This window comes from Micromonospora sp. URMC 107, assembly GCF_051386315.1.
Lineage (GTDB): Bacteria > Actinomycetota > Actinomycetes > Mycobacteriales > Micromonosporaceae > Micromonospora.
In genome coordinates this window covers 1-19,822 of the sequence record NZ_JBPQTK010000058.1, presented here as the reverse complement: position 1 = coordinate 19,822, position 19,822 = coordinate 1, and the positions used below count along the sequence as shown (strand labels likewise).

At 73.8% G+C, this 19,822-nt stretch carries 17 protein-coding genes; 12 read left to right on the top strand and 5 right to left on the bottom strand.

Annotated features, from left to right (window positions below; all coding sequences use genetic code 11):
• Positions 1-230 precede the first annotated feature (230 nt).
• Positions 231-956 carry a TetR/AcrR family transcriptional regulator C-terminal domain-containing protein gene (locus tag ACSNN9_RS15470; protein WP_436673849.1) on the bottom strand — a complete coding sequence of 242 codons (726 nt, stop codon included), beginning with the start codon at positions 954-956 and terminating at the stop codon, positions 231-233.
• Between the two features lie 24 nt (positions 957-980).
• Between ACSNN9_RS15470 and ACSNN9_RS15465 the strand changes: the two genes are divergently transcribed.
• The 4 genes from ACSNN9_RS15465 to ACSNN9_RS15450 all read left to right on the top strand — a co-directional run bounded on the left by ACSNN9_RS15465 (position 981) and on the right by ACSNN9_RS15450 (position 4,535).
• Positions 981-2,156, top strand: a complete 1,176-nt coding sequence (locus ACSNN9_RS15465; RefSeq protein WP_436673847.1) for an FAD-dependent oxidoreductase — start codon at positions 981-983, stop codon at positions 2,154-2,156.
• Between the two features lie 9 nt (positions 2,157-2,165).
• Positions 2,166-2,633, top strand: a complete 468-nt coding sequence (locus ACSNN9_RS15460; protein WP_436673846.1) for an SRPBCC family protein — start codon at positions 2,166-2,168, stop codon at positions 2,631-2,633.
• A gap of 146 nt (positions 2,634-2,779) precedes the next feature.
• On the top strand, positions 2,780-3,460 hold the full coding sequence (locus ACSNN9_RS15455; protein ID WP_436673845.1) for a hypothetical protein: 681 nt from the start codon (positions 2,780-2,782) through the stop codon (positions 3,458-3,460).
• A 208-nt stretch (positions 3,461-3,668) separates the two neighbouring features.
• Positions 3,669-4,535, top strand: a complete 867-nt coding sequence (locus ACSNN9_RS15450) for an AraC family transcriptional regulator (protein ID WP_436673843.1) — start codon at positions 3,669-3,671, stop codon at positions 4,533-4,535.
• On the opposite strand, the gene ACSNN9_RS15445 is transcribed toward ACSNN9_RS15450, so the two are convergent.
• Complete coding sequence (locus ACSNN9_RS15445; RefSeq protein ID WP_436673841.1) at positions 4,525-5,340, bottom strand: nucleotidyltransferase domain-containing protein; 816 nt, start codon at positions 5,338-5,340, stop codon at positions 4,525-4,527. The genes ACSNN9_RS15450 and ACSNN9_RS15445 overlap by 11 nt on opposite strands.
• Before the next feature lie 248 nt (positions 5,341-5,588).
• On the bottom strand, positions 5,589-6,809 hold the full coding sequence (locus ACSNN9_RS15440; protein WP_436673839.1) for a hypothetical protein: 1,221 nt from the start codon (positions 6,807-6,809) through the stop codon (positions 5,589-5,591).
• A 25-nt stretch (positions 6,810-6,834) separates the two neighbouring features.
• On the opposite strand from ACSNN9_RS15440, the gene ACSNN9_RS15435 reads away from it, so the two are divergent.
• Together ACSNN9_RS15435 and npdG are read left to right on the top strand one after the other, a co-directional pair.
• The gene (locus tag ACSNN9_RS15435) at positions 6,835-8,268 is read left to right on the top strand and encodes an RNB domain-containing ribonuclease (protein WP_436673838.1); all 1,434 of its coding nucleotides are present in this window, start codon (positions 6,835-6,837) and stop codon (positions 8,266-8,268) included.
• A gap of 226 nt (positions 8,269-8,494) precedes the next feature.
• The gene (gene npdG / locus ACSNN9_RS15430) at positions 8,495-9,193 is read left to right on the top strand and encodes an NADPH-dependent F420 reductase (protein ID WP_357875802.1); all 699 of its coding nucleotides are present in this window, start codon (positions 8,495-8,497) and stop codon (positions 9,191-9,193) included.
• 108 nt (positions 9,194-9,301) lie between these two features.
• On the opposite strand, the gene panB is transcribed toward npdG, so the two are convergent.
• Positions 9,302-10,147, bottom strand: a complete 846-nt coding sequence (gene panB, locus ACSNN9_RS15425) for a 3-methyl-2-oxobutanoate hydroxymethyltransferase (protein ID WP_436673836.1) — start codon at positions 10,145-10,147, stop codon at positions 9,302-9,304.
• A 135-nt stretch (positions 10,148-10,282) separates the two neighbouring features.
• On the bottom strand, positions 10,283-12,043 hold the full coding sequence (locus ACSNN9_RS15420) for an NAD+ synthase (RefSeq protein ID WP_436673834.1): 1,761 nt from the start codon (positions 12,041-12,043) through the stop codon (positions 10,283-10,285).
• 186 nt (positions 12,044-12,229) lie between these two features.
• Between ACSNN9_RS15420 and glnA the strand changes: the two genes are divergently transcribed.
• The 6 genes from glnA to ACSNN9_RS15390 form a co-directional block, all read left to right on the top strand.
• Positions 12,230-13,579 carry a type I glutamate--ammonia ligase gene (gene glnA / locus ACSNN9_RS15415; RefSeq protein ID WP_121400411.1) on the top strand — a complete coding sequence of 450 codons (1,350 nt, stop codon included), beginning with the start codon at positions 12,230-12,232 and terminating at the stop codon, positions 13,577-13,579.
• A gap of 89 nt (positions 13,580-13,668) precedes the next feature.
• Positions 13,669-14,094, top strand: a complete 426-nt coding sequence (locus ACSNN9_RS15410; RefSeq protein ID WP_436673832.1) for a DUF350 domain-containing protein — start codon at positions 13,669-13,671, stop codon at positions 14,092-14,094.
• 35 nt (positions 14,095-14,129) lie between these two features.
• A complete protein-coding gene (locus ACSNN9_RS15405; protein ID WP_436673830.1) occupies positions 14,130-14,825 on the top strand; it encodes a helix-turn-helix transcriptional regulator in 696 nt (231 codons plus the stop codon).
• A gap of 71 nt (positions 14,826-14,896) precedes the next feature.
• On the top strand, positions 14,897-18,223 hold the full coding sequence (locus tag ACSNN9_RS15400; protein ID WP_436673828.1) for an NACHT domain-containing protein: 3,327 nt from the start codon (positions 14,897-14,899) through the stop codon (positions 18,221-18,223).
• A gap of 106 nt (positions 18,224-18,329) precedes the next feature.
• Positions 18,330-18,704, top strand: coding sequence for a VOC family protein (locus ACSNN9_RS15395; RefSeq protein ID WP_436673826.1), 375 nt, complete (start codon positions 18,330-18,332; stop codon positions 18,702-18,704).
• Between the two features lie 234 nt (positions 18,705-18,938).
• On the top strand, positions 18,939-19,822 hold an 884-nt coding region (locus ACSNN9_RS15390; protein ID WP_436673824.1), incomplete at its 3' end, for a Vgb family protein.

Genomic DNA, 19,822 nt, shown 5'->3' with positions numbered 1-19,822 from the left:
CGGACGGCCCAGCGGCGGCCCAGCGGCGGCCCAGGGTGACTGCTTGTGAGTCGAACCGCTGGTCAGAGGCAACTTCACCTTCATAATCCGGCGTACAGGTCGACTCGTCCGTCGCCCACCGGCTCAGAGACCTGATCAAGGCTCTGAACTGGTTCTGTCTTCGAGCGCCGAGGGTCGTTGCCGGTTGGCGTTGGTCGGCCTTCAGCCGGTGCGGGCCTGCGAGCAGGAGGTCACGTGCCGGGATGGTTGGCAATGCCGTCCAGGATCGTGATCAGGGTGTGGTGGAAGGTTTCCTCGGCGTTGAGATGGGCGCCGTCGATGACGAGCCGGGCGACGGTGGGATAGCGGCCTGTTTCGAGCATGCGTGTCAGGTAGGGCCCGAGGGCGGCCTGCCAGGCGGGCACGTCGGTGCCGGTGGAACGGGCGGTGCGGCGCTCGGTGATCTCCCTGCGGAGCGCTCCGACGACGAACGCGTTGAGGGCGTCCACGGCCCGCTGTAGATCGTCGATACCGCGTACGCCGGGGGCCTGGCTGAGCGCCGCCGCAGTCGATTCGCCCACGGCGAGCGCGTGCGGTCCTAGGTGTGGCCTTGCGCCGAGCAGGTCGGCGAACCACTCGTGGTCAAGGGCGGCTTCGCGGGTCGCGTGGGCGAGGGCCAGCACCGTGGCGCGCCACTCGGTGTGTTGGTCGGCCTCGGCGATCTGGGCGTACACGGTGTCGACCATCAGGTCGAGCAGTTCGGATCTGTTGAGCACGTAGTCGTAGAGCCGCATCGGGCCGACACCGAGCTCTTTGGCGATCTTGCGTACCGACAGTCCGTCGAGGCCGTGTGCGTCGGCGAGCCGGACAGCCGTGGCGGCGATCTTCGCGCGGCTCAGCGGCACCGGCGCCGCCCGGGGCTGGGGCTCGGGCCGTTCCCAGACGGGCAGGGGTGCGTTACCGTACGGCGTATCCATGGGATACAGCGTACGGTAACGGAGATGATGATGCGAATCGCGATCACCGGCGGTGGCCTCGGCGGCCTGACGCTGGCCCGGATCCTGCACCGGCACGGCATCGGCGCGGTGGTGTACGAACGCGAGGCGAGCCGATCCGCGCGCTCGCAGGGCGGCTCGCTCGACCTGCACCCCGAGTCCGGGCAACAGGCCCTGGCCGCGGCGGGTCTCGCCGGCCGGTTCCGGTCCGAGGCCCGGCCGGAGGGCGAGGAGCATCGCATCCTCGACCCGGCCGGACGCACGCTCGTACACCACAAGCCGCAACCCGGCGCATTCTCGGGACGCCCCGAGATCGACCGCAGCGCACTGCGTGATCTTCTGCTCGATTCACTCCCCGCCGACACCGTGATGTGGCAGCACCGGCTCCTCGCGGCGACGCCACGACCCGACGGAGGCTTCGGGCTGACGTTCGACGGCGGCCGCCGCGCCGACTGCGACGTGCTCGTCGGCGCGGACGGCGCACGCTCGGTCGTCCGGTCGCTGCTGACCGACGCGACGCTGTCCCCCGTGGCCACCCTGGTGGAGCTGAGCATCAGCGACGCCGACCGGCGCCACCCGGTTCTCGCCGAGCTGGTCGGCCCCGGAAACCTCTGGTGCGTCGGCGTGAACCAGATCCTGGCGGCGCAACGCCTCGGCGACGGCAGCATCCGAGTCGGCATCTCCCTACGCGCGGACGGCCGCCACCTGGACACCTACCGCAGCAAGCGCGCTCTGCTGGACATGTTCGATGGCTGGGACCCCAGCCTCACCGCACTCATCGAGGCCGGCGACGGCCCGCCGACCCCACGCAGGATCGAGGCGATGCCCACCGGTACACGTTGGGCCCACCGGCCGGGCGTCACCCTCATCGGTGACGCCGCGCACCTCATGCCGCCGGTCGGCGAGGGCGCCAACCAGGCCATGCTCGACGCCGCGGAACTCGCCGCCGAACTCGCCACCAGCCCCGCCGACCCCGACTCGGCGATCCGGGCGTACGAGGAGGCGATGTTCACCAGGATCCACCCGGTCGCCGATATGTCCGCACGGGTCCAGGCAATGATGCTCTCTCCCACCGCAGCCGACGACATCATCCGCTTCTTCGCGCCGCGGCCCACCGAGCCGACCTCCGCAGGCGCCGCAACCCCGCCGTCGAGGATGGGCCTGGCGGAACCCCGGTCCTAGGATCGGGCCATGGAAAGGACCGACCGCGCCAGCCGGGTGATCGCGGCACCACCGGCGACCCTCTACGGCGCCCTGCTCGACCGGGAGTCGCTGGAGGCATGGCTGCCGCCGGACGGCATGCGCGGGCGGGTCGAGCGGTGGGATCCCCGGCCCGGTGGCGGGTTCCGGATGGTTCTCACCTACCTGGACTCCGCCGACAGTCCCGGCAAGACGTCAGCGGCGACGGATGTCGTCGACATCGAGTTTGCCGCCCTGGTGCCACCGGAGCGCGTGGTGCAGCGGGCCGTGTTCGAGGCAGACGATCCGTCGTACGGGGGCACCATGACCATGACCTGGCACTTCGCCGCCACCGACGGGGGGACCGAGGTGACCGTCACCGCCACGGACGTGCCACCCGGCATCGACCAGGCGGTCCACGAGGCCGGGATCGCCTCCTCGCTGGCCAACCTGGCGTCGTACGTCGAAGCGGCTGACTGACTCGCGCCCGCTCGGTGCCGTCGGTCTGCGAACTGCGCCGCGCGGGACGAGAGGGGCCGGCGGCACGGGTCTCGCACCGTTCACCGAGGTCTCCTGGGCCGAGTTGCGTCACGCTGTCTGTGCTGTCCGCGCGTAGGGTCGCCCGGGTGACCGTGTACGAGATCGCCGCCGAACTGCCGCCCATCGACGTGCTGCGGGACCGCTGCAGGGCGCTCGCCGTGTTGGAGTGCGTCGTGGACGGTGGTGAGCCCTACTACGCCTACGCCCGCGACTGGGGTGCGGACGAGGCGGCGTCGATGGACAACGGCAGCGGCGACGAGTGGACCGTCGTGTTCACCGCCGACGGCGCGTTCATCCGTGTGTTCGACCACGAGTCGGTGATGTCGCCCTACCGCGACTCGGACCACGAACTGTGGCCGGGACTGCTCGACGGCCTCCCGGCGGTGTTCCGTCCGCAGCTCGAGGAACCCGCATTCGGCGACGAGGAGGGGCAGTTCGTCGCCACCGCCGTGCTGTGGCGGCTCACCGGTGACGACCGCTGGCACGCCGGCGAAGGCATCGCGTTCCCCGCGCCCCGCGGACCGTACGACGACACCGACCCCGACGGTTCCGGCCTGCTCGGGATACTGCTCGACGACATCGCCGAGCGGTACGTGGCGTTCGCCGGGGACTACTACGACGTCGAACTGGACCCGACGGCGGTCGAGCGCATCGTCGCCCAGCGTCCACTCACCGACCCGGTCGTGCGGGCCCTCAACCCGGCCGTGACCGTCGCAGGGCTGCGCGAGGCCGTAACCGCGATCGGATACCCGGTCGCGGCAAGCTGACCAGGTTCACCAGGCCTCACCCCCTCGCCCCGGCCGCGTCGATCACGCAGTCGTGGTGCCCCGCACAACAGGCATGACGCGCTACACCGCCCACCACACCTGCATGATCGACAAGCTGGGGTGGGCGATCCTTTCGGGCACGGCATGTCGGGTCGGGCACCCGACCGCGCGCCTAGCGTTACGGCACGGAACAGGGAAGGGGAACCGGGTGCTGGAGCGGCTCAACGAGGCCATGGAGCACATCGAGCGGCACCTCGACCAGCCGATCGAGGTGACCGAGCTGGCGCGGATCGCGGTGACGTCGGAGTACCACCTCCGGCGGCTCTTCTCCGCGCTGGCGGGTGTCGGGCTGTCCGAGTACATCCGCCGGCGGCGGCTGACCGTCGCGGGCGCGGAGGTGCTCGCGGGGAAGCGGACGCTGCTCGACGTCGCGGTCCGCTACGGCTACGGCTCCACCGAGGCGTTCGCCCGGGCGTTCCACGCCATGCACGGCGTGGGCCCCGGCGAGGCCCGGCGTACGGGGGCGGCGTTGCGCTCCCAGCCCCGGATGTCCTTCCGACTCGTCGTCGAAGGGAGCAGCAGCATGCGATACCGGATCGTGCAGAAGGACGGGTTCCGGCTGGTGGGCCGCAAGGCCCGCGTACCGCTCGTGCACGAGGGGATGAACCCGGCGATCGTCGCCTTCGTCAAGGGCATCCCACCCGAGACGGTACGCCGGATCGAGGCCCTGTCCGACCAGGAGCCGCAGGGCATCGTCAACGTCAGCGCCAACGTGGCCGACAGCCGCGCGGAGGGCACCGAGCTGGACTACTGGTACGGCGTGGTGACGGGCGTGGACGCGCCGGAGGACCTGGACGCGCTGGCCGTGCCGGCGGGCGCCTGGGCGGTCTTCGAGACCTCCGGGGCGTTCCCGCAGGCGGTGCAGTACCTGTGGCGGGACGTGTTCACCCAGTGGTTCCCGTCCAACCCGTACCGCAGCCGGCCGGGACCGGAGATCTCGCGTACCCGCCTGTCGGCGGACGGCACGGAGGCGGACGCCGAACTCTGGATCCCGGTGGAGCCCGTCACCGGCTGATCTCGTCCAGCACGTCGCGTTGGAAGGCGCGGGCCTCGGGACCGCTCGGCGACGGCCCGCCGGCCCGCGCCGCGATCGACCGTGCGATCAGGTCGGCGGCCCCGCCGTCGCCGGTCGGCCGGGCGGTCGCGTGGGGCGGCCGGCCGTCGGCGACCAGCCGGCGGCCGGCGTCGACCTTCGACAGCCAGACCCCGTGGCGAACCTTGACCAGGGAACGGCAGGCGCCGAGCACCGCGTCCTCGGCCCCCGGGGCGGGACCGTCGCCGGGCGGGGTCGGCAGGGCCAGCCACCAGCGCAGCGCGTCGGTCAGCAGGCGGCGCAGGTCGGCGGGGGAGAGGTCGGCGAACGCCTCGGCGGCCGGCGGCCCGAGCAGGGCGTGCCCGCACTGGTGCAGGATGCTGCGGTCCAGGCCGTACCAGAACAGGCCGTCCTCGGCGGGTCGCTCGGCGGCGGCCCAGGTCACCCGGAACGGCATCCGCGCCCCCGTGTTCAGCTCGACCTCGAACCCGGGTTCCGGCGTGCCGGAGCGGGCGACCGCCCGGCGGTACACGACCAGTTCCAGACCGCGCGCGGGGCAGGGCAGCGCCTCGTGCCGCAGCCGCGCCACCAGTTCCCGCCTCCGCCCGAGGTCGAGGGCGTCGGCACAGACCAGCGCGACGTCGACGTCGCTGCGCCCCGGCTGGTACGCGCCCAGCCCGACCGAGCCGGCCGCGTACGCCCCGACGAGGTCCTCGCCGAGGACGTCGCGGGCGGCGGCGACCAGGTCGGCGAGGTAGCGGCGCAGGGGCGGGTCGAACCCGGTCATCGGATCCGTCCCGGCGGGCGGGAGCCACGCGGTCGGATGTCGTCCTGAACGCCCATCCGGCGACCCTAACCCGCCCCCGACCGGCGGACGCCGCGCACCCCGGCAGCCCTGTTTTCCCAGTTCCAGCCCCTGGCGGCGAGAGCACGTCTACTGTGGAGAACGTCGGCGACTTGTGGTGTTCCGGTGGCGGCCGGGTGGTTCCCGGTGCACAGTGATCCCATGAGCGACAGCGGAAGCGGTGGGCACTTCTACTGGTGCACCCGACACCACCGGGTCGAGACCGATGCCGACGTGTGCCCCGCCAGGCACGTTCTCGGGCCGTACGCCTCAGCCGCCGACGCGGAGAACGCCCTGCAGACCGTGCGGGAGCGCAACGACGCGTGGGAGGCCGAGGACGCCCGCTGGGCCGGGGAGGACAGATAGGCGGCGCGGGACGGCCCGTGCCGAGGTGATCGGTGCTCCGCGAGGGCGAGAGCACTCCCCAGGAAGGGAACCCAGATGGCCGAAGCGCAGCAGGCCACCACCCGTCCGGCCGCCAGCCGCACCACGACCGCCAGGAAGACCGCCGCGGCGGAGCGGACCGCGGGTACGACGCGGACCGCGCGCCCGTCGACCACGACCACGGCGGCGAAGAAGGCGCCGGCCGGGAAGGCGACCGGCGGTGCGGGCCGGGCTCCGGCGAAGAAGACCACCGCCGCGAAGGCCCCCGCGAAGAAGGCGGCGACCAGGACCGCCGCCGTGGCGAAGAAGACGACGGCCGCGGCGAAGAAGGCGACCGCCACCGCCGCGAAGAAGGCCCCCGCCGCGGCGAAGCGGACGACGGTGGCGGCCAGAAGCACGGCGGCGAAGAAGACGACCTCGGCGAAGACGCCCGCCCGGCAGGCGGCGACGAAGGCCGCCACCACGGCGAGGAAGACGACCGCGCCGGCGAAGAAGGCCCCCGCCAGGACCACCACCACCGCTCGCCAGGCCACCTCGACGGCGAGGAAGACCGCCACGGCGGCGAAGGCTCCGGCGAGGAAGACCGCCACGGCGGCGAAGGCTCCGGCGAGGAAGACCGCCACGGCGGCGAAGGCCCCCGCGAGGAAGACCGCCACGGCGGCGAAGGCCCCCGCGAAGAAGGCTGCCACGACGGCGAAGAAGGCCACCGCCAAGAAGACGACGCCGGCCAGGAAGACGGCCGCGACCCGGCCCACCGGCGGCGCCCGCAAGGCCGCCGCGACGAAGGCCCCCGCCCGGAAGGCCACGGCGACCTCCTCGGCCACCACCCGCAAGGCGGCGGCGAAGAAGGCCCCGGCGAAGAAGGCGACCGTCGTCAAGGCGCCGGCCAGGAAGGTCACCGCCCGCAAGGCGCCCGCCCCGACGGCCGCGGCCCGGGCCACCGCTCCCCGGGGCGCCCGGGCGAGCGCGCGCCGGACGACCGGCTGACCGCGACGCGGGCGGCCGGCGCTCGCCGGGAAGCGGATCATCCGCCACACTGTCAGGATTGACCCCGTGGTGATCCGACGCGTACTCGCACCCCGCATCGACTTCGGCGCACTGCGCCGCGAGCTGGGACTGCCCGAGGGGTTCCCGGCCGCGGCGCAGCGCGAGGCCGACGCCGCGGCGGCCACGCCGCCCCGACCCGCCGCCGACCGCACCGACGTCCCGTTCGTCACCGTCGACCCCGCCGAGTCGCGCGACCTCGACCAGGCGATGCACCTCGCCCGCCGCCCCGGCGGCGGCTACCGGGTGTCGTACGCGATCGCCGACGTCGCATCCCATGTGCGCCCCGGCGGCGCGCTGGAGGAGGAGACCTGGCGGCGCGGGCAGACCGTCTACCTGCCCGACGGCACCGTGCCGTTGCACCCCGCGACCCTCAGCGAGGGCGCGGCGAGCCTCCTGCCGGACGTCGACCGGGCCGCCGTGGTGTGGACCGTCGACCTGGACTCCGACGGCGGCACCGTCGGGGTCGCGCTGGAGCGCGCGCTGGTCCGCAGCCGGGCCAAGCTGGACTACGTCGGTGTCCAGGCGGCTGCCGACGCCGGCCGGCTGCCCGACCCGATCGCCCTGCTGCCCGAGATCGGGGCGCTGCTCACGACCCGCGGCCTGCGCCGGGGAGCGATCAACCTGCCGCTGCCCGAGCAGGACGTGGAGGCTGACGGCGACGGCTGGCGGCTGGTGCTGCGCGGGCCGGTGCCGATGGAGGAGCACAACGCCCAGATCTCGCTGCTGACCGGGATGGCCGCCGCCGACATCATGCTGGCCGGGGGGATCGGTCTGCTGCGTACGATGCCGGCGCCGAAGCCCGAGGCGGTGGCGCGGCTGCGGGCCGCCGCCGCCCCGCTGGGCGTGCACTGGCCGGACGGGGCCGGCCCCGGCGAGGTGATCGCCGGCCTGGACCCGTCGCAGCCCCGGGCCGCCGCCTTCGTCGACCAGGCCGCCGAGTTGATGCGCGGCGCCGCGTACACGGCCTTCGACGGCGCGCCGCCCGAGCAGCGGGAGCACGGCGGGGTCGCGGCGGCGTACGCCCATGTCACCGCGCCGCTGCGCCGACTGGCCGACCGCTACGCCACGGAGGTCTGCCTGGCCCTGCACGAGGGCCGGGCGGTGCCCGACTGGGCCCGCGCGGCGCTGCCCCGGCTGCCCGAGGTGATGGCCACGACCGACCGGGCGGCCTCGGCGGCCACCCGGGGCGCGATCGAGTTGGCCGAGGCGGTGCTGCTCCAGCACCGGGTGGGGGAGACCTTCGACGCGGCGGTGCTGGACGTCGACGCGCCCGCGGACGGCAAGGCCCGGCCGGGCCGGCGGCCCGGCGGCACGGTGGCGTTGGACGACCCACCGGTGCGCGCCCGCTGCCTCGGCGAGCTGCCGCTCGGCGAGCGGGTCCGGGTCCGGCTGGTCACCGCCGACCCGGTCGCCCGCGCGGTGGCCTTCGAACGGGCCTGACGCCGCCGGCCCCGCGCGTCGCGCGGGCCTGACGCCGCCGGCCCCGCGCGTCTCGCGGGCCTGACGCCGCTGGCGCCCGCGCGTCGAGCGGGTCCGACGCCGCCGGCGCCCGCGCGTCGAGCGGGTCTGACGCCGCGGGCGCCCGCGCGGCCCGGTCCGCTGGCAGCGGGGATTGTCACAGCTCCCGTCGCTGCTGCCGGCGCCGCCGGTTTGCGAGGATGGCGGCATGGCTTACGACGCGAGCACGCTGCCCGACGTGTCCGGGCTGACCGTCGGCATCATCGGCGGCACCGGCGACCAGGGGCGGGGCCTCGCCTACCGGTTCGCCCGGGCCGGCCAGTCCGTGCTGATCGGATCCCGCTCCGCCGAGCGGGCCGCGCAGTCCGCCGAGGAGATCGCGGCCCTGCCCGGCGTGCCCGCCGGGGCCCGGGTGGCCGGCGCCGGCAACGAGGAGGTGGCCCGGCGCAGCGACGTGGTCGTCATCGCGGTGCCGTGGGACGGGCACGCCGCCACCGTTGCCGCGCTCGCCGAGCCGCTCGCCGGCAAGATCGTCGTCGACTGCGTCAACCCGCTGGGCTTCGACAAGCAGGGCCCCTACGCGCTCACGGTCGCCGAGGGCAGCGCCGTGCAGCAGGCCGCCGCGCTGCTGCCCGACTCCCGGGTCTGCGCCGCGTTCAACCACGTCAGCGCGCCGCTGCTGGCCGACCCGGAGGTCGACCGGATCGACCTCGACGTGCTGATCTGCACCGAGGACCGGGAACTGGTCGGCGTGGTCGCCGCGCTCGCCGCGCGGATCCCCGGCATGCGCGGCATCTACGCCGGCCGGCTGCGCAACGCCCACCAGATCGAGGCGTTCACCGCCAACCTGATCGCCATCAACAAGCGCTACAAGGCGCACGCCGGCATCCGCGTCACCGACCTCTGACGGCGGGCCGCCTCCGCCGCTTCAGACCGTGGTAGGAACAGGCCCCGGGAGGGACCCTTTCCTACCAGGATCTGATCGCGGCTCCGAGCCGGAGGCGGCCGACCGGCGTCAGAAGGTGTGCTCGGCGGCGGGGAAGTCGCCGCCGCGGACCTCGTCGGCGAACCGTCGGGTCGCGTCGGTCAGGGCACCCGCCAGGTCGGCGTAGCGCTTCACGAAGCGCGGCGCCTTGCCGGTACGCAGACCGGCCATGTCCTGCCAGACCAGCACCTGGGCGTCGGTGTCCGCGCCGGCGCCGATGCCCACGGTCGGGATCGGCAGCTCCGCCGTGATCCGCTTGGCCACCTGCCCCGGCACCATCTCCAGCACCACGGCGAACGCGCCCGCCTCGGCCACGGCCCGCGCGTCGGCGATCACGTCGTCGGCCGTGTCGCCGCGCCCCTGCACCCGGTAGCCGCCGATGGCGTGCTCGCTCTGCGGGGTGAAGCCGATGTGCGCCATCACCGGGATGCCCGCGCCGGTGATCGCGGCGATCTGCGCCGCGCAGCGCCGGCCGCCCTCCAGCTTCACCGCCTGGCAGCCGCCCTCCTTCATGAACCGCACGGCGGTGCGCAGCGCCTGCGTCGGGCCCTCCTCGTAGGAGCCGAACGGCAGGTCGCCGACGACCAGCGCGTGCCGGGTCGCCCGGACCACCGCGCGGACCAGCGGGAGCAGCTCCTCGGCGGTCACCGGCACCGTCGTCTCGTAGCCGAAGACGTTGTTCGCCGCCGAGTCGCCGACCAGCAGCACCGGGATCCCGGCCTGGTCGAAGATCGAGGCCGTGTACTGGTCGTACGAGGTGAGCATCGGCCACCGCTCACCGCGCTCCTTGGCGGCGACCAGGTCGCGGGTGCGGACCCGCCGGGTGGCCGGGCCGCCGTAGAGGGCGGTCACCTCGGACGGGGTGGACTCCACCATGACTCTCTCCTTCCTCGAGGCCGCGTGCGCGGTCCCCGGGTTCCGCCGCGATCGTCGCACCCGACGACCGGCCCGCGGCAGAGCGCAGTGGAGGATGTCACTCCCGGGCCGCCACCGGCCCGGGAGCGACCCGGCTCAGCCGTCCTCGCGCCACCGGTTCGTGATCGGCAGCCGCCGGTCCCGCCCGAAGGCCTTCATCGAGATCTTCGTGCCCGGCGCGGACTGGCGGCGCTTGTACTCGGCGGTATCCACCATCCGCAGCACCCGGTCGACGACGGCCGGGTCGTGGCCGGACGCCACCAGCCCGTCCCGGCCCAGGTCACCGTCGACGTAGCCGATCAGGATCGGGTCCAGCACGTCGTAGTCGGGCAGCGTGTCGCTGTCCAGTTGGCCCGGGCTCAGCTCGGCGCTCGGCGGCTTGCCGATGGAGTTCTCCGGGATGGGCGGGGTCTCGCCCCGGCGGGCGGCGTCGGCGTTGCGCCACTTCGCCAGCCGCCAGATAAGCGTCTTCCAGACGTCCTTGACCGGGTTGAAGCCGCCGACCGAGTCGCCGTAGAGGGTGGAGTAGCCGACCGCCAGCTCGCTCTTGTTGCCGGTGGTCAGCACCAGGTGCCCCTCCTGGTTCGACAGCGCCATCAGGATGACCCCGCGTACCCGCGCCTGGAGGTTCTCCACGGAGACCCCGGAGAGCGACATGTTCGCCAGGAAGGTGTCCACCATCGGCTGGATCGGCTCGACCCGGTAGTCCAGCCCGGTCCGCTTCGCCAGGTCGGCCGCGTCCTCCCGGCTGTGCTCGGAGGAGTGCTGGCTGGGCAGCGACACGCCGACCACCCGGTCCGGCCCGAGCGCGTCGACGGCCAGCGCGGCCACCACCGCCGAGTCGATGCCGCCGGAGAGGCCCAGCACCACCGAGGGGAACCGGTTCTTGTTCACGTAGTCCCGCAGGCCCAGCACGAGCGCCTGCCACACCTCGGCCTCGTCGGCGACCGGGGCGATCGTCCCGCCGGTGGCGACGGACCCGGCGGGCGCTGGCGGCAGGTCCCCGGCCTCGGCGCGGACCACCCGCATCCCGTCCGCCAGCACCTGCTCCGGGCCGGCCGCCTCCCCGGCCGGGGGCAGCTCCACGTCGTGCACCAGCAGGTGCTCGACGAACTGCGGGGCGCGGGCGAGCAGCGCGCCGTCGGCGCTCACGATCATCGAGTCGCCCTCGAAGACCAGCTCGTCCTGCCCGCCCACCATGTTGACGTACGCGATCGTCGCCCCGGCCTCGGCGGCCCGGCGGCGGACCAGCGGCAGCCGGACGTCGTCCTTGTTCAGCTCGTACGGCGAGCCGTTCACGCACAGGACCAGACCGACCCCCGCCTGGCGGGCGGCGGCGAACGGGCCGCCGGCCTGCCAGAGGTCCTCGCAGATGGTCAGCGCCACGTCCACCCCGCCGGCGCGGACGACGGTCAGCGCGTCGCCGGGGAGGAAGTAGCGGTCCTCGTCGAAGACGCCGTAGTTGGGCAGGTGGTGCTTGAAGTAGGTGGCGACGATCCCGCCGCGGTGCAGCAGGGCCGCCGCGTTGCGGGCGCCGCGCCCGGGCTCGGCGTCGCCGCTGACCTGCGGGGGGCCGTCGGCGTCCAGGTAGCCGACCAGCACGGCCACCGCGCCCAGCCCGTCGGCGTCGAGGTCGGCGGCGAGGCGTTCCAGCGCGGCCTTCGACGCGGCGACGAAGGACCGGCGGAAGACCAGGTCCTCGACCGGATAGCCGGTCAGCATCATCTCCGGGAACGCGACGATCTGGGCGCCGCTGTCGGCGGCGCGGCGGGTCCAGTCACGGACCAGGCCGGAGTTGCCGGCGAGGTCGCCGACGGTCGGGTTGACCTGGCACAGGGCGAGACGCAGGGTGGGCATGTGCTCATCTTGCCCCAGCCGTTCGGGCCCGACACGGCGGGCGGGGCGAGACGCGGGAGCCGCGGGACAGGGCGGGACGCCCGCCGGCCGGTCGCGTAACGTCGGCGTAACGAGGCCGGTGGAGACTGGTCGGTCAGGCCGGGTGAACCCGGTCGCAGGTGCGCAACGGTGTCGCGAGGGGTGGAAGTGGACCGTCAGCAGGAGTTCGTCCTCCGTACGCTGGAAGAGCGGGACATCCGGTTCGTCCGGCTGTGGTTCACCGACGTGCTGGGCACGCTCAAGAGCGTGTCGGTGGCCCCCGCCGAACTGGAGGCGGCCTTCGAGGAGGGCATCGGGTTCGACGGCTCGGCGATCGAGGGCTTCGCCCGGGTCTTCGAGTCCGACATGGTGGCCATGCCCGACCCGACCACCTTCCAGGTCTTCCCGTTCGAGGGCGGGGTCAGCGGCGAGAGCGCCCGCATGTTCTGCGACATCCTGCTCCCCGACGGCGGTCCGTCCTGGGCCGACCCGCGGCACGTGCTGCGCCGGGCGCTGTCCAAGGCCGCCGAGAAGGGCTTCACCTTCTACACCCACCCCGAGATCGAGTTCTTCCTGCTGGAGAACGGCCCGCTGGACGGCTCGGTGCCGATTCCCGTCGACACCGGCGGCTACTTCGAGCACACCACCCACGCCGTGGCGCGCGACTTCCGCCGGCAGGCCGTGCTGGCGCTGGAGCGGATCGGCATCTCGGTGGAGTTCAGCCACCACGAGGTGGCCCCCGGCCAGCAGGAGATCGACCTGCGCTACGCCGACGCGCTGACCACGGCCGACAACATCATGACCTTCCGGCACGTGGTCAAGGAGGTGGCGCTCTCCACCGGCGTGCAGGCCACCTTCATGCCGAAGCCGTTCACCGACCAGCCGGGCAGCGGCATGCACACCCACCTGTCGCTGTTCGAGGGGGAGCGCAACGCGTTCCACGACGCGGGCGACCCGATGAAGCTGTCCAAGGTGGCCCGGGCGTTCATCGCGGGGCTGCTGGTGCACGCCCGGGAGTACACGGCCGTCACCAACCAGTGGGTCAACTCCTACAAGCGGCTGTTCCCGCAGGCGCTGCCCGACCGGGTCACCGAGAGTCCCGCGTACGTCTGCTGGGGTCACCTGAACCGGTCCGCGCTGGTCCGGGTCCCCGCCTACGGCAAGCCGAACTCGGCCCGGGTGGAGGTCCGCTCGCCGGACTCGGCGGCGAATCCCTACCTGGCCTTCGCGGTGCTGCTCGGCGCCGGGATGAAGGGTATCGAGGAGGGCTACGAGCTGCCGCCGGGCGCCGAGGACGACGTGTGGTCGCTGACCAGCGCCGAGCGGCGGGCGATGGGCTACGAGCCGCTGCCGGAGAACCTGTCCGAGGCGATCGACGTGATGGCCGGCTCCGAGCTGGTCGCCGAGGTGCTCGGCGAGCACGTGTTCGACTTCTTCCTGCGCAACAAGCGGGCCGAGTGGGAGCAGTACCGCCGCGAGGTCACCCCCTACGAGCGGCAGCGCTACCTGTCGCTGTAGGGCGAGGGCTGCCGTGCTGGCGCGGTGCCGCTATCGTCTCGGTCACCGCGCCGGCATCCCCGTCGGGCGCAGAGTTCGGGAGGCAGTCCGTGCTGGAAGACCTGCTCAGCGGAGCCTGGCAGAGCGTGGTGTTCGGGGTCGTCGGGGTGGGCCTGATGGCGGCCGGGTTCGTGCTGGTCGACCTGCTCACCCCGGGCAGGCTGCGGGAGCTGATCTGGGTGCGGCGCAACGGCAACGCCGCGCTGCTGCTCGCCGCCAACCAGCTCGGCATCGCCGGGATCGTGTTCACCGCGATCCTGACCAGCTACAGCGACTTCGGCAAGGGACTCGCCTCGACTCTCGTCTTCGGCCTGGTCGGGCTGGGCATCATGGCGCTGGCGTTCTTCGTTCTGGACCTGCTCACCCCGGGCAAGCTCGGCGAGATCATCTGTTCGGACGAGCCGCACCCGGCGGCGCGGGTCAGCGCCGCCACGCACTTCGGCGCGGCGCTGATCGTCTGCGCCTGCATCGCCTGACCTTCTCCGTCACACCCCCGTCGTAGGTTGCCGGGGTGAACCGGACGGACCGTCTCTACGCCCTGGTCGAGGAGCTGCGCGCCGTGTCGCCACGGCCGCGCAGCGCCCGCTGGCTCGCCGACCGCTTCGAGGTGAGCACCCGCACCATCGAGCGGGACATCGGCGCCCTCCAGGAATCGGGCGTGCCGATCTGGGCCGAGCCGGGCCGCACCGGCGGCTACGCGCTCGACCGGGCACGCACCCTGCCGCCGGTCAACCTCACCCCCGTCGAGGCGGTCGCCATGGCGGTGGCGTTGCACCGGATGCGCGGCACGCCGTTCGCCGCCGCGGCCGGCACCGCCCTGCGCAAGCTGATCTCCGTGATGCCCGCCGCCGACGCCACCGAGGCGCACCGGCTGGCCGCGCGGGTGCACCTGATCGGCGACGGACCGGTGACGCCCGTCCCGGCCGCCGTCGCCGACGCGGTGCGCGCGCGACGCGTGCTGCGCATCCGCTACGCCGACCGCGCGGGCGCCGGCTCGCTGCGTGACGTGGAGCCGCTGGGCTACCTCGGCAACCCCCGGCACTGGTACCTGCTGGGCTGGTGCCGGCTGCGTGACGGCATCCGTGCCTTCCGCACCGACCGGATCACCGCGGTCACCACCCTGGCCGAGCGGGTGCCGGAGCGCGAACTGGCCGCCGACGACCTCGACATCCCCCGGCACCGGGTCCGCCGGCTCAGCCTGGTCTGAGACGGGGCAGCGCGGCCCGCCCCGCGCCCGGCATGCTGTCCCTCCTGGACGCTTCCACAGGAGGTCGCCGCGTGCCCGACGCGCTCAGCTACGCCGACGCCGTTCGCCTGCTGGGCGGGGAGAAGAGCAGGACCGTCGACTGGTTCGACAAACTGACCGGGGGAGCCCTGCTGGCCGCCTCGGCGTCAGTGCCGGCGCTGCTGGGGATCTTCGACGCGAAGGCGGAGTTCGTCCGGCTCGGCCACGAGGTGGTGTCCCAGATCGGCGAGCGGCGCTCCGGGCTGTCGAGGTACGGCCGTACGCGGCGGCTGGAGGCGGCGCACGCGGTGATCGCGGTGACCGCCTTCTTCGAGGCGCTGAACGAGATCGACCTGCCCTTCGACGTGGCCAGCGCCCGGATCAGCAAGGCCGAGCAGTTGTCGCTGGCCGGCGCGGGAGCGGTGCACGAGGCGGCCCTCACCGACGCGTTCTTCGCCACCGCCGCGCCGCTGCCCGGTCCGCAGCTGCCCTATCCGGCGTTCCGGCACGCCCTGGTCGCGCACTACGACGGGCTCGTCGGCCGGGTGCTGCACTTCCTGCGTGCCCTGGCCGTGTGGGAGGCCACCGACGGCTGGCGGCGACAGGCGACGGAGGAAGGGCTGCTCCGGCTGCCCGTGACCGCCGCCGACCGGCACCGGGACCTGCTGACCCAGCTCGCGGCCGACTTCCCCGAGGTGTCCTTCTGGATCGGTCTGCACGAGCACGAGGCGACCCGGGCACAGGTCCGTGCCCTCTCGGCGGGGCTGGGCGAGATGCGGCAGGCCCTCCTCGCCCTCTCCACGGGACGCCCGCCCGACGACCGCCGGGCGGCGCTCGCTGCGGCGTACACGGCCGAGCTGGGCCGCCCCATCCTCTCGTCCGGTGACGTGCCGACCGGGCTGACGGTGCCGACACTCGGTGAGGCGTACGTGCCACCGCTGTGCCGGATCGAGGAACTGCTCGCCCACACGCGGGCGAGCGACGAGGCGTGGTGGGACGGGCGGCAGCTGCGCGACGACCTGTGGCAGTCCCTCGTCGTGCACCTCACCTCGCCGAACGCCGTCCGCGCCCCGCTGCTGGTGCTGGGCCAGCCGGGTTCCGGCAAGTCCGTGCTGACCCGGGTCCTCGCCGCGCAGCTGCCCGCCGCCGACTTCATGGTGGTGCGGGTGGTGCTGCGGGACGTCTACGCCGCCGGGGAGTTGCAGGACCAGATCGAGCAGGCGGTCCGCAACGACACCGGGGAACGGGTGGACTGGCCCGCCCTGTCCCGGTCGGCCGGCGACGCGCTGCCGGTCGTGCTGCTCGACGGCTTCGACGAGCTGCTCCAGGCCACCGGGGTCAGTCAGACCGACTACCTGCGCCGGGTGGCCGCGTTCCAGCGCCGCGAGGCCGACCAGGGCCGGCCGGTGGCGGTGCTGGTCACCAGCCGCACCAGCGTCGCCGACCGGGCGCAGCCGCCGCCCGGCACGGTGGCGGTGCGGCTGGAGCCGTTCGACGACGACCAGGTGCGGGCCTGGATCGCCACCTGGAACGGGGTCAACGCCGCCGCGTTCCGGGCGCTCGGCGTGCAACCCCTGGCGCCGGCGACGGTGCTGACCCATCGCGAGCTGGCCGAGCAGCCACTGTTGCTGCTGATGCTGGCGCTCTACGACGCCGAGGGCAACGACCTGCGGTCGGCCGGCGAGCTGCGCCGGGGCGAACTCTACGAGCGCCTGCTGCGCAGCTTCGCCCGGCGGGAGGTCGGGAAGCACCGGCCGGGCCTGTCCGAGCGGGACCTGGACCGGGCGGCGGAGGACGAGCTGCGCAGGTTGTCGATCGTGGCCTTCGGCATGTTCAACCGGGGCGTCCAGTGGGTCACCGAGAACGACTTCGAGTCGGATCTCGCCGCGCTGCCGTTCCTGGGCGGCCGCCCGACGGTCGTCGCGACCGACGGGCACCTCCGCGCCCCGCTCCGGCCCGCCGAGATCGTCCTCGGTCGGTTCTTCTTCGTGCACCGCTCACAGGCGACGCGCGACGACACCCAGGCCGGGACGTACGAGTTCCTGCACGCCACCTTCGGGGAGTTCCTGATCGCCCGGACGACCTCGCTGGTGCTGGGCGACCTGGTCGCCCGGGAGGCGAGCGCCCTGCTGGGAGCCACGCCGACGGACGACGATCCGCTGCACGCCCTGCTCTCCTTCGCGACGCTGACCGGACGCACCCCGATCGTCACCTTCCTCACCGAGATCCTGACGTCGTGGGGCGGGAGCCGGCGGGACGCCGTCGTCGACATGCTGCTGCGCCTGTTCCGGGCCGCGCCCGGCCGGCGACCGGCTCGGCACTTCGAGTCGTACCAGCCCCGGCAGTTGTCGGTTCCGGCACGCCACGCGGTCTACGGGGTGAACCTGCTCGTGCTGGTCCTCGCCGCGAGCGGGCAGCTGCGGGGCACCGAGCTCCGTCCGGACAGCGGCGACGTGGTGTCCGAGTGGCACCGGCAGGCGCTCTTCTGGCGTTCCCAGCTCAGCTCGGGGGAATACGACAGCCTGTTGGGCGTCGTGCGGGTCGAGCGGACGTGGACGGGAACCCGACGGGATCTCCTCCTCTCCATCGAGGAGGGCCGGGACGAGTCGCTGCCGCCGGTGGGCGACCCCCGCTGGTCCGCCAGCGGATCGAGCGATGACAGCCCTTCGGAGGGGGACGCGGCGAGCTACTACCGGGCGACCGGGGCCGACTTCGCCCTGCTCGCCCGGGCCGCGCACTTCGAGTGCGACCCGAGCATCGACACGGCGCTGCACGCGCTGGGACCGCTGGGCCATCCGCTCGACGCGCTCGACGGCTTCTGGACGTTCGTGGACGGCGACAGCTCGGAAGCCCGGCTCCTGCTCGACGTGTCGCTGCTGCCGATCCTCGGCACGGGGGCACCGGAGCGGGAGCGGGCCTACCGACGCCTGCTGGCCGTGGAGGATCCCGACGACCCGAACGGGCTGCCGATTCCGGGGTTCGTGCTGGACCGGATCTCGACCGACCAGGGGCTGTCCGCCGAATTCGTCGTCGACGTGCTGCGCGACATCCAACGGGACCGGATGGTCGTCGGCTCGCTCCTGGCGTCGGCCGCCCGCTGCGTCCTCGCCTTCCTCGGCCGCGACCGGCAGACCGACCGCGGTCTCGGTGAGCTGGTCAACGACCTGCTCGACGGCGCGCAGGGGTTCGCCGCCGCCGGCGCTCGTCGGCTCGACTGGGTGGACATCGACACCGCGGAGTTGCTGGTCCGCACGTACGAGGCGGGCGTACTGCGCTATCCGGTGTCCCCGGCCGAAGCGGAGAGCTTCCGCGCCCGGCACGGGTCCCGTCGCCCCGATCTGGTGGCTCGGCTGCGTCCGCTCACCGGTCCGGGCGAGTAGCGGTCGGTCCGGTCGGAAACACCGACAGGACGGTGTCGCGGGCGGGGTCGAGGCTGACTCCTGACGACGCCGGCCGCGCGGCCGGCGTGCGAACGGGAGGCGACACATGTCCACCATCACCAACGGGGTCACCTGGTTCGAGGTCGGCACCGACCGGCCGGAGGAGACCGGGCACTTCTACACCGACCTGTTCGGCTGGGCGTTCAGCGAGCAGGGGACGCCGGAGACGTCGTACCGGGTGGCGGAGCCGGGGCCGGAGGGCTCGATCCAGGGGGCGATCCGGGACACCGGCGGGACGAGCCCGAACTACGCGATCTTCTACGTGCAGGTCGCCGACGTGGCCGACACGGTGCGGCGGGCGGAGACGGCCGGCGGCAAGGTGCTGGTGCCGACGAGGTCCAACGACAACGGTCTCACCTTCGCCCACCTGGTCGACCCGGCCGGCAACCACTTCGGCGTCTTCACCCCGCCGGCTGCCTGAGCCGCGCCGTCCGCCCCGGCCGGGTCGCCGGGGCGGACGGCGTACGGTCACCTGCCGGCCGGTCCGCCCCGACCGCCCAGGCTGGGGGGAAGCCGTGGCGGCCCTGTCAGCGAGCTGGCAATCCGGGCCCTCCGGCCGGACAAACGGGTTGCACCCGCGCACGCGGGCGGCAAGGGTATGCGGTCGGCAGCGCCCCGCCCGGGGCGGAGCCAGGTGACGGAAGGTGACCCCCTCTTGACGACGTCCGCGAAGATCCGGGAAGTCCCGCTGACCGGGGCGGGCGCCGGCCCGTACGGCATCACGGTCGGCCCAGACGGCGCGCTCTGGCTGACGCTCGTCCACGCCGGCGGGATCGCCCGGGTGGGCGCGGACGGCGAGCTGCGCACCTGGTCGGTGGCGGCCGACAGCCGGCCGTTGATCATCACTCCCGGCCCCGACGGCGCCCTCTGGTTCACCCGCTCCGGCGACGACCGGATCGGCCGGATCACCACCGACGGCGAGCTGGACGCCGTCGAGCTTCCGGCCGGAACCGGCCCCTGCGGCATCGCCGCCGGTCCCGACGGCGCCCTCTGGTACGCGGCGATGAGCGCCGACGCGATCGGTCGGGTCACCGTCGACGGGGAGCGGACGCGGTTTCCGCTGCCGGTGAGTGGCGGATTCGCCTCGATGGTCGCCGCCGGGCCCGACGAGGCCATCTGGTTCACGCTCAACCGGGCGAACGCGGTGGGTCGGATCGGCATGGACGGCGCGGTGACCCTGCACGCGCTGCCGACCGAGGGGGCCGCGCCGGTCGGCATCACCGCCGGCGTCGACGGGGCGCTCTGGTTCGTCGAGATCGGCGCCGGTCAGCTCGGCCGGATCACCCCGGACGGGCGGATCACCGAGTACCCGCTGCCGGACCGGTCCGCCCGGCCGCACGCGATCGTCGCCGACCCGGCCGGCGGCTGCTGGTACACCGAGTGGGGTGGCAACCGCATCGGCCACGTCACCCCCGACGGCGCGATCACCGCCCACGACCTCCCGACCCCGGCCTCCGAGCCCCACGGCCTCACGGTCGCCCCCGACGCCACGGTCTGGGCCGCCCTGGAGACGGGCGCCCTGGCCCACCTGACCCCCTG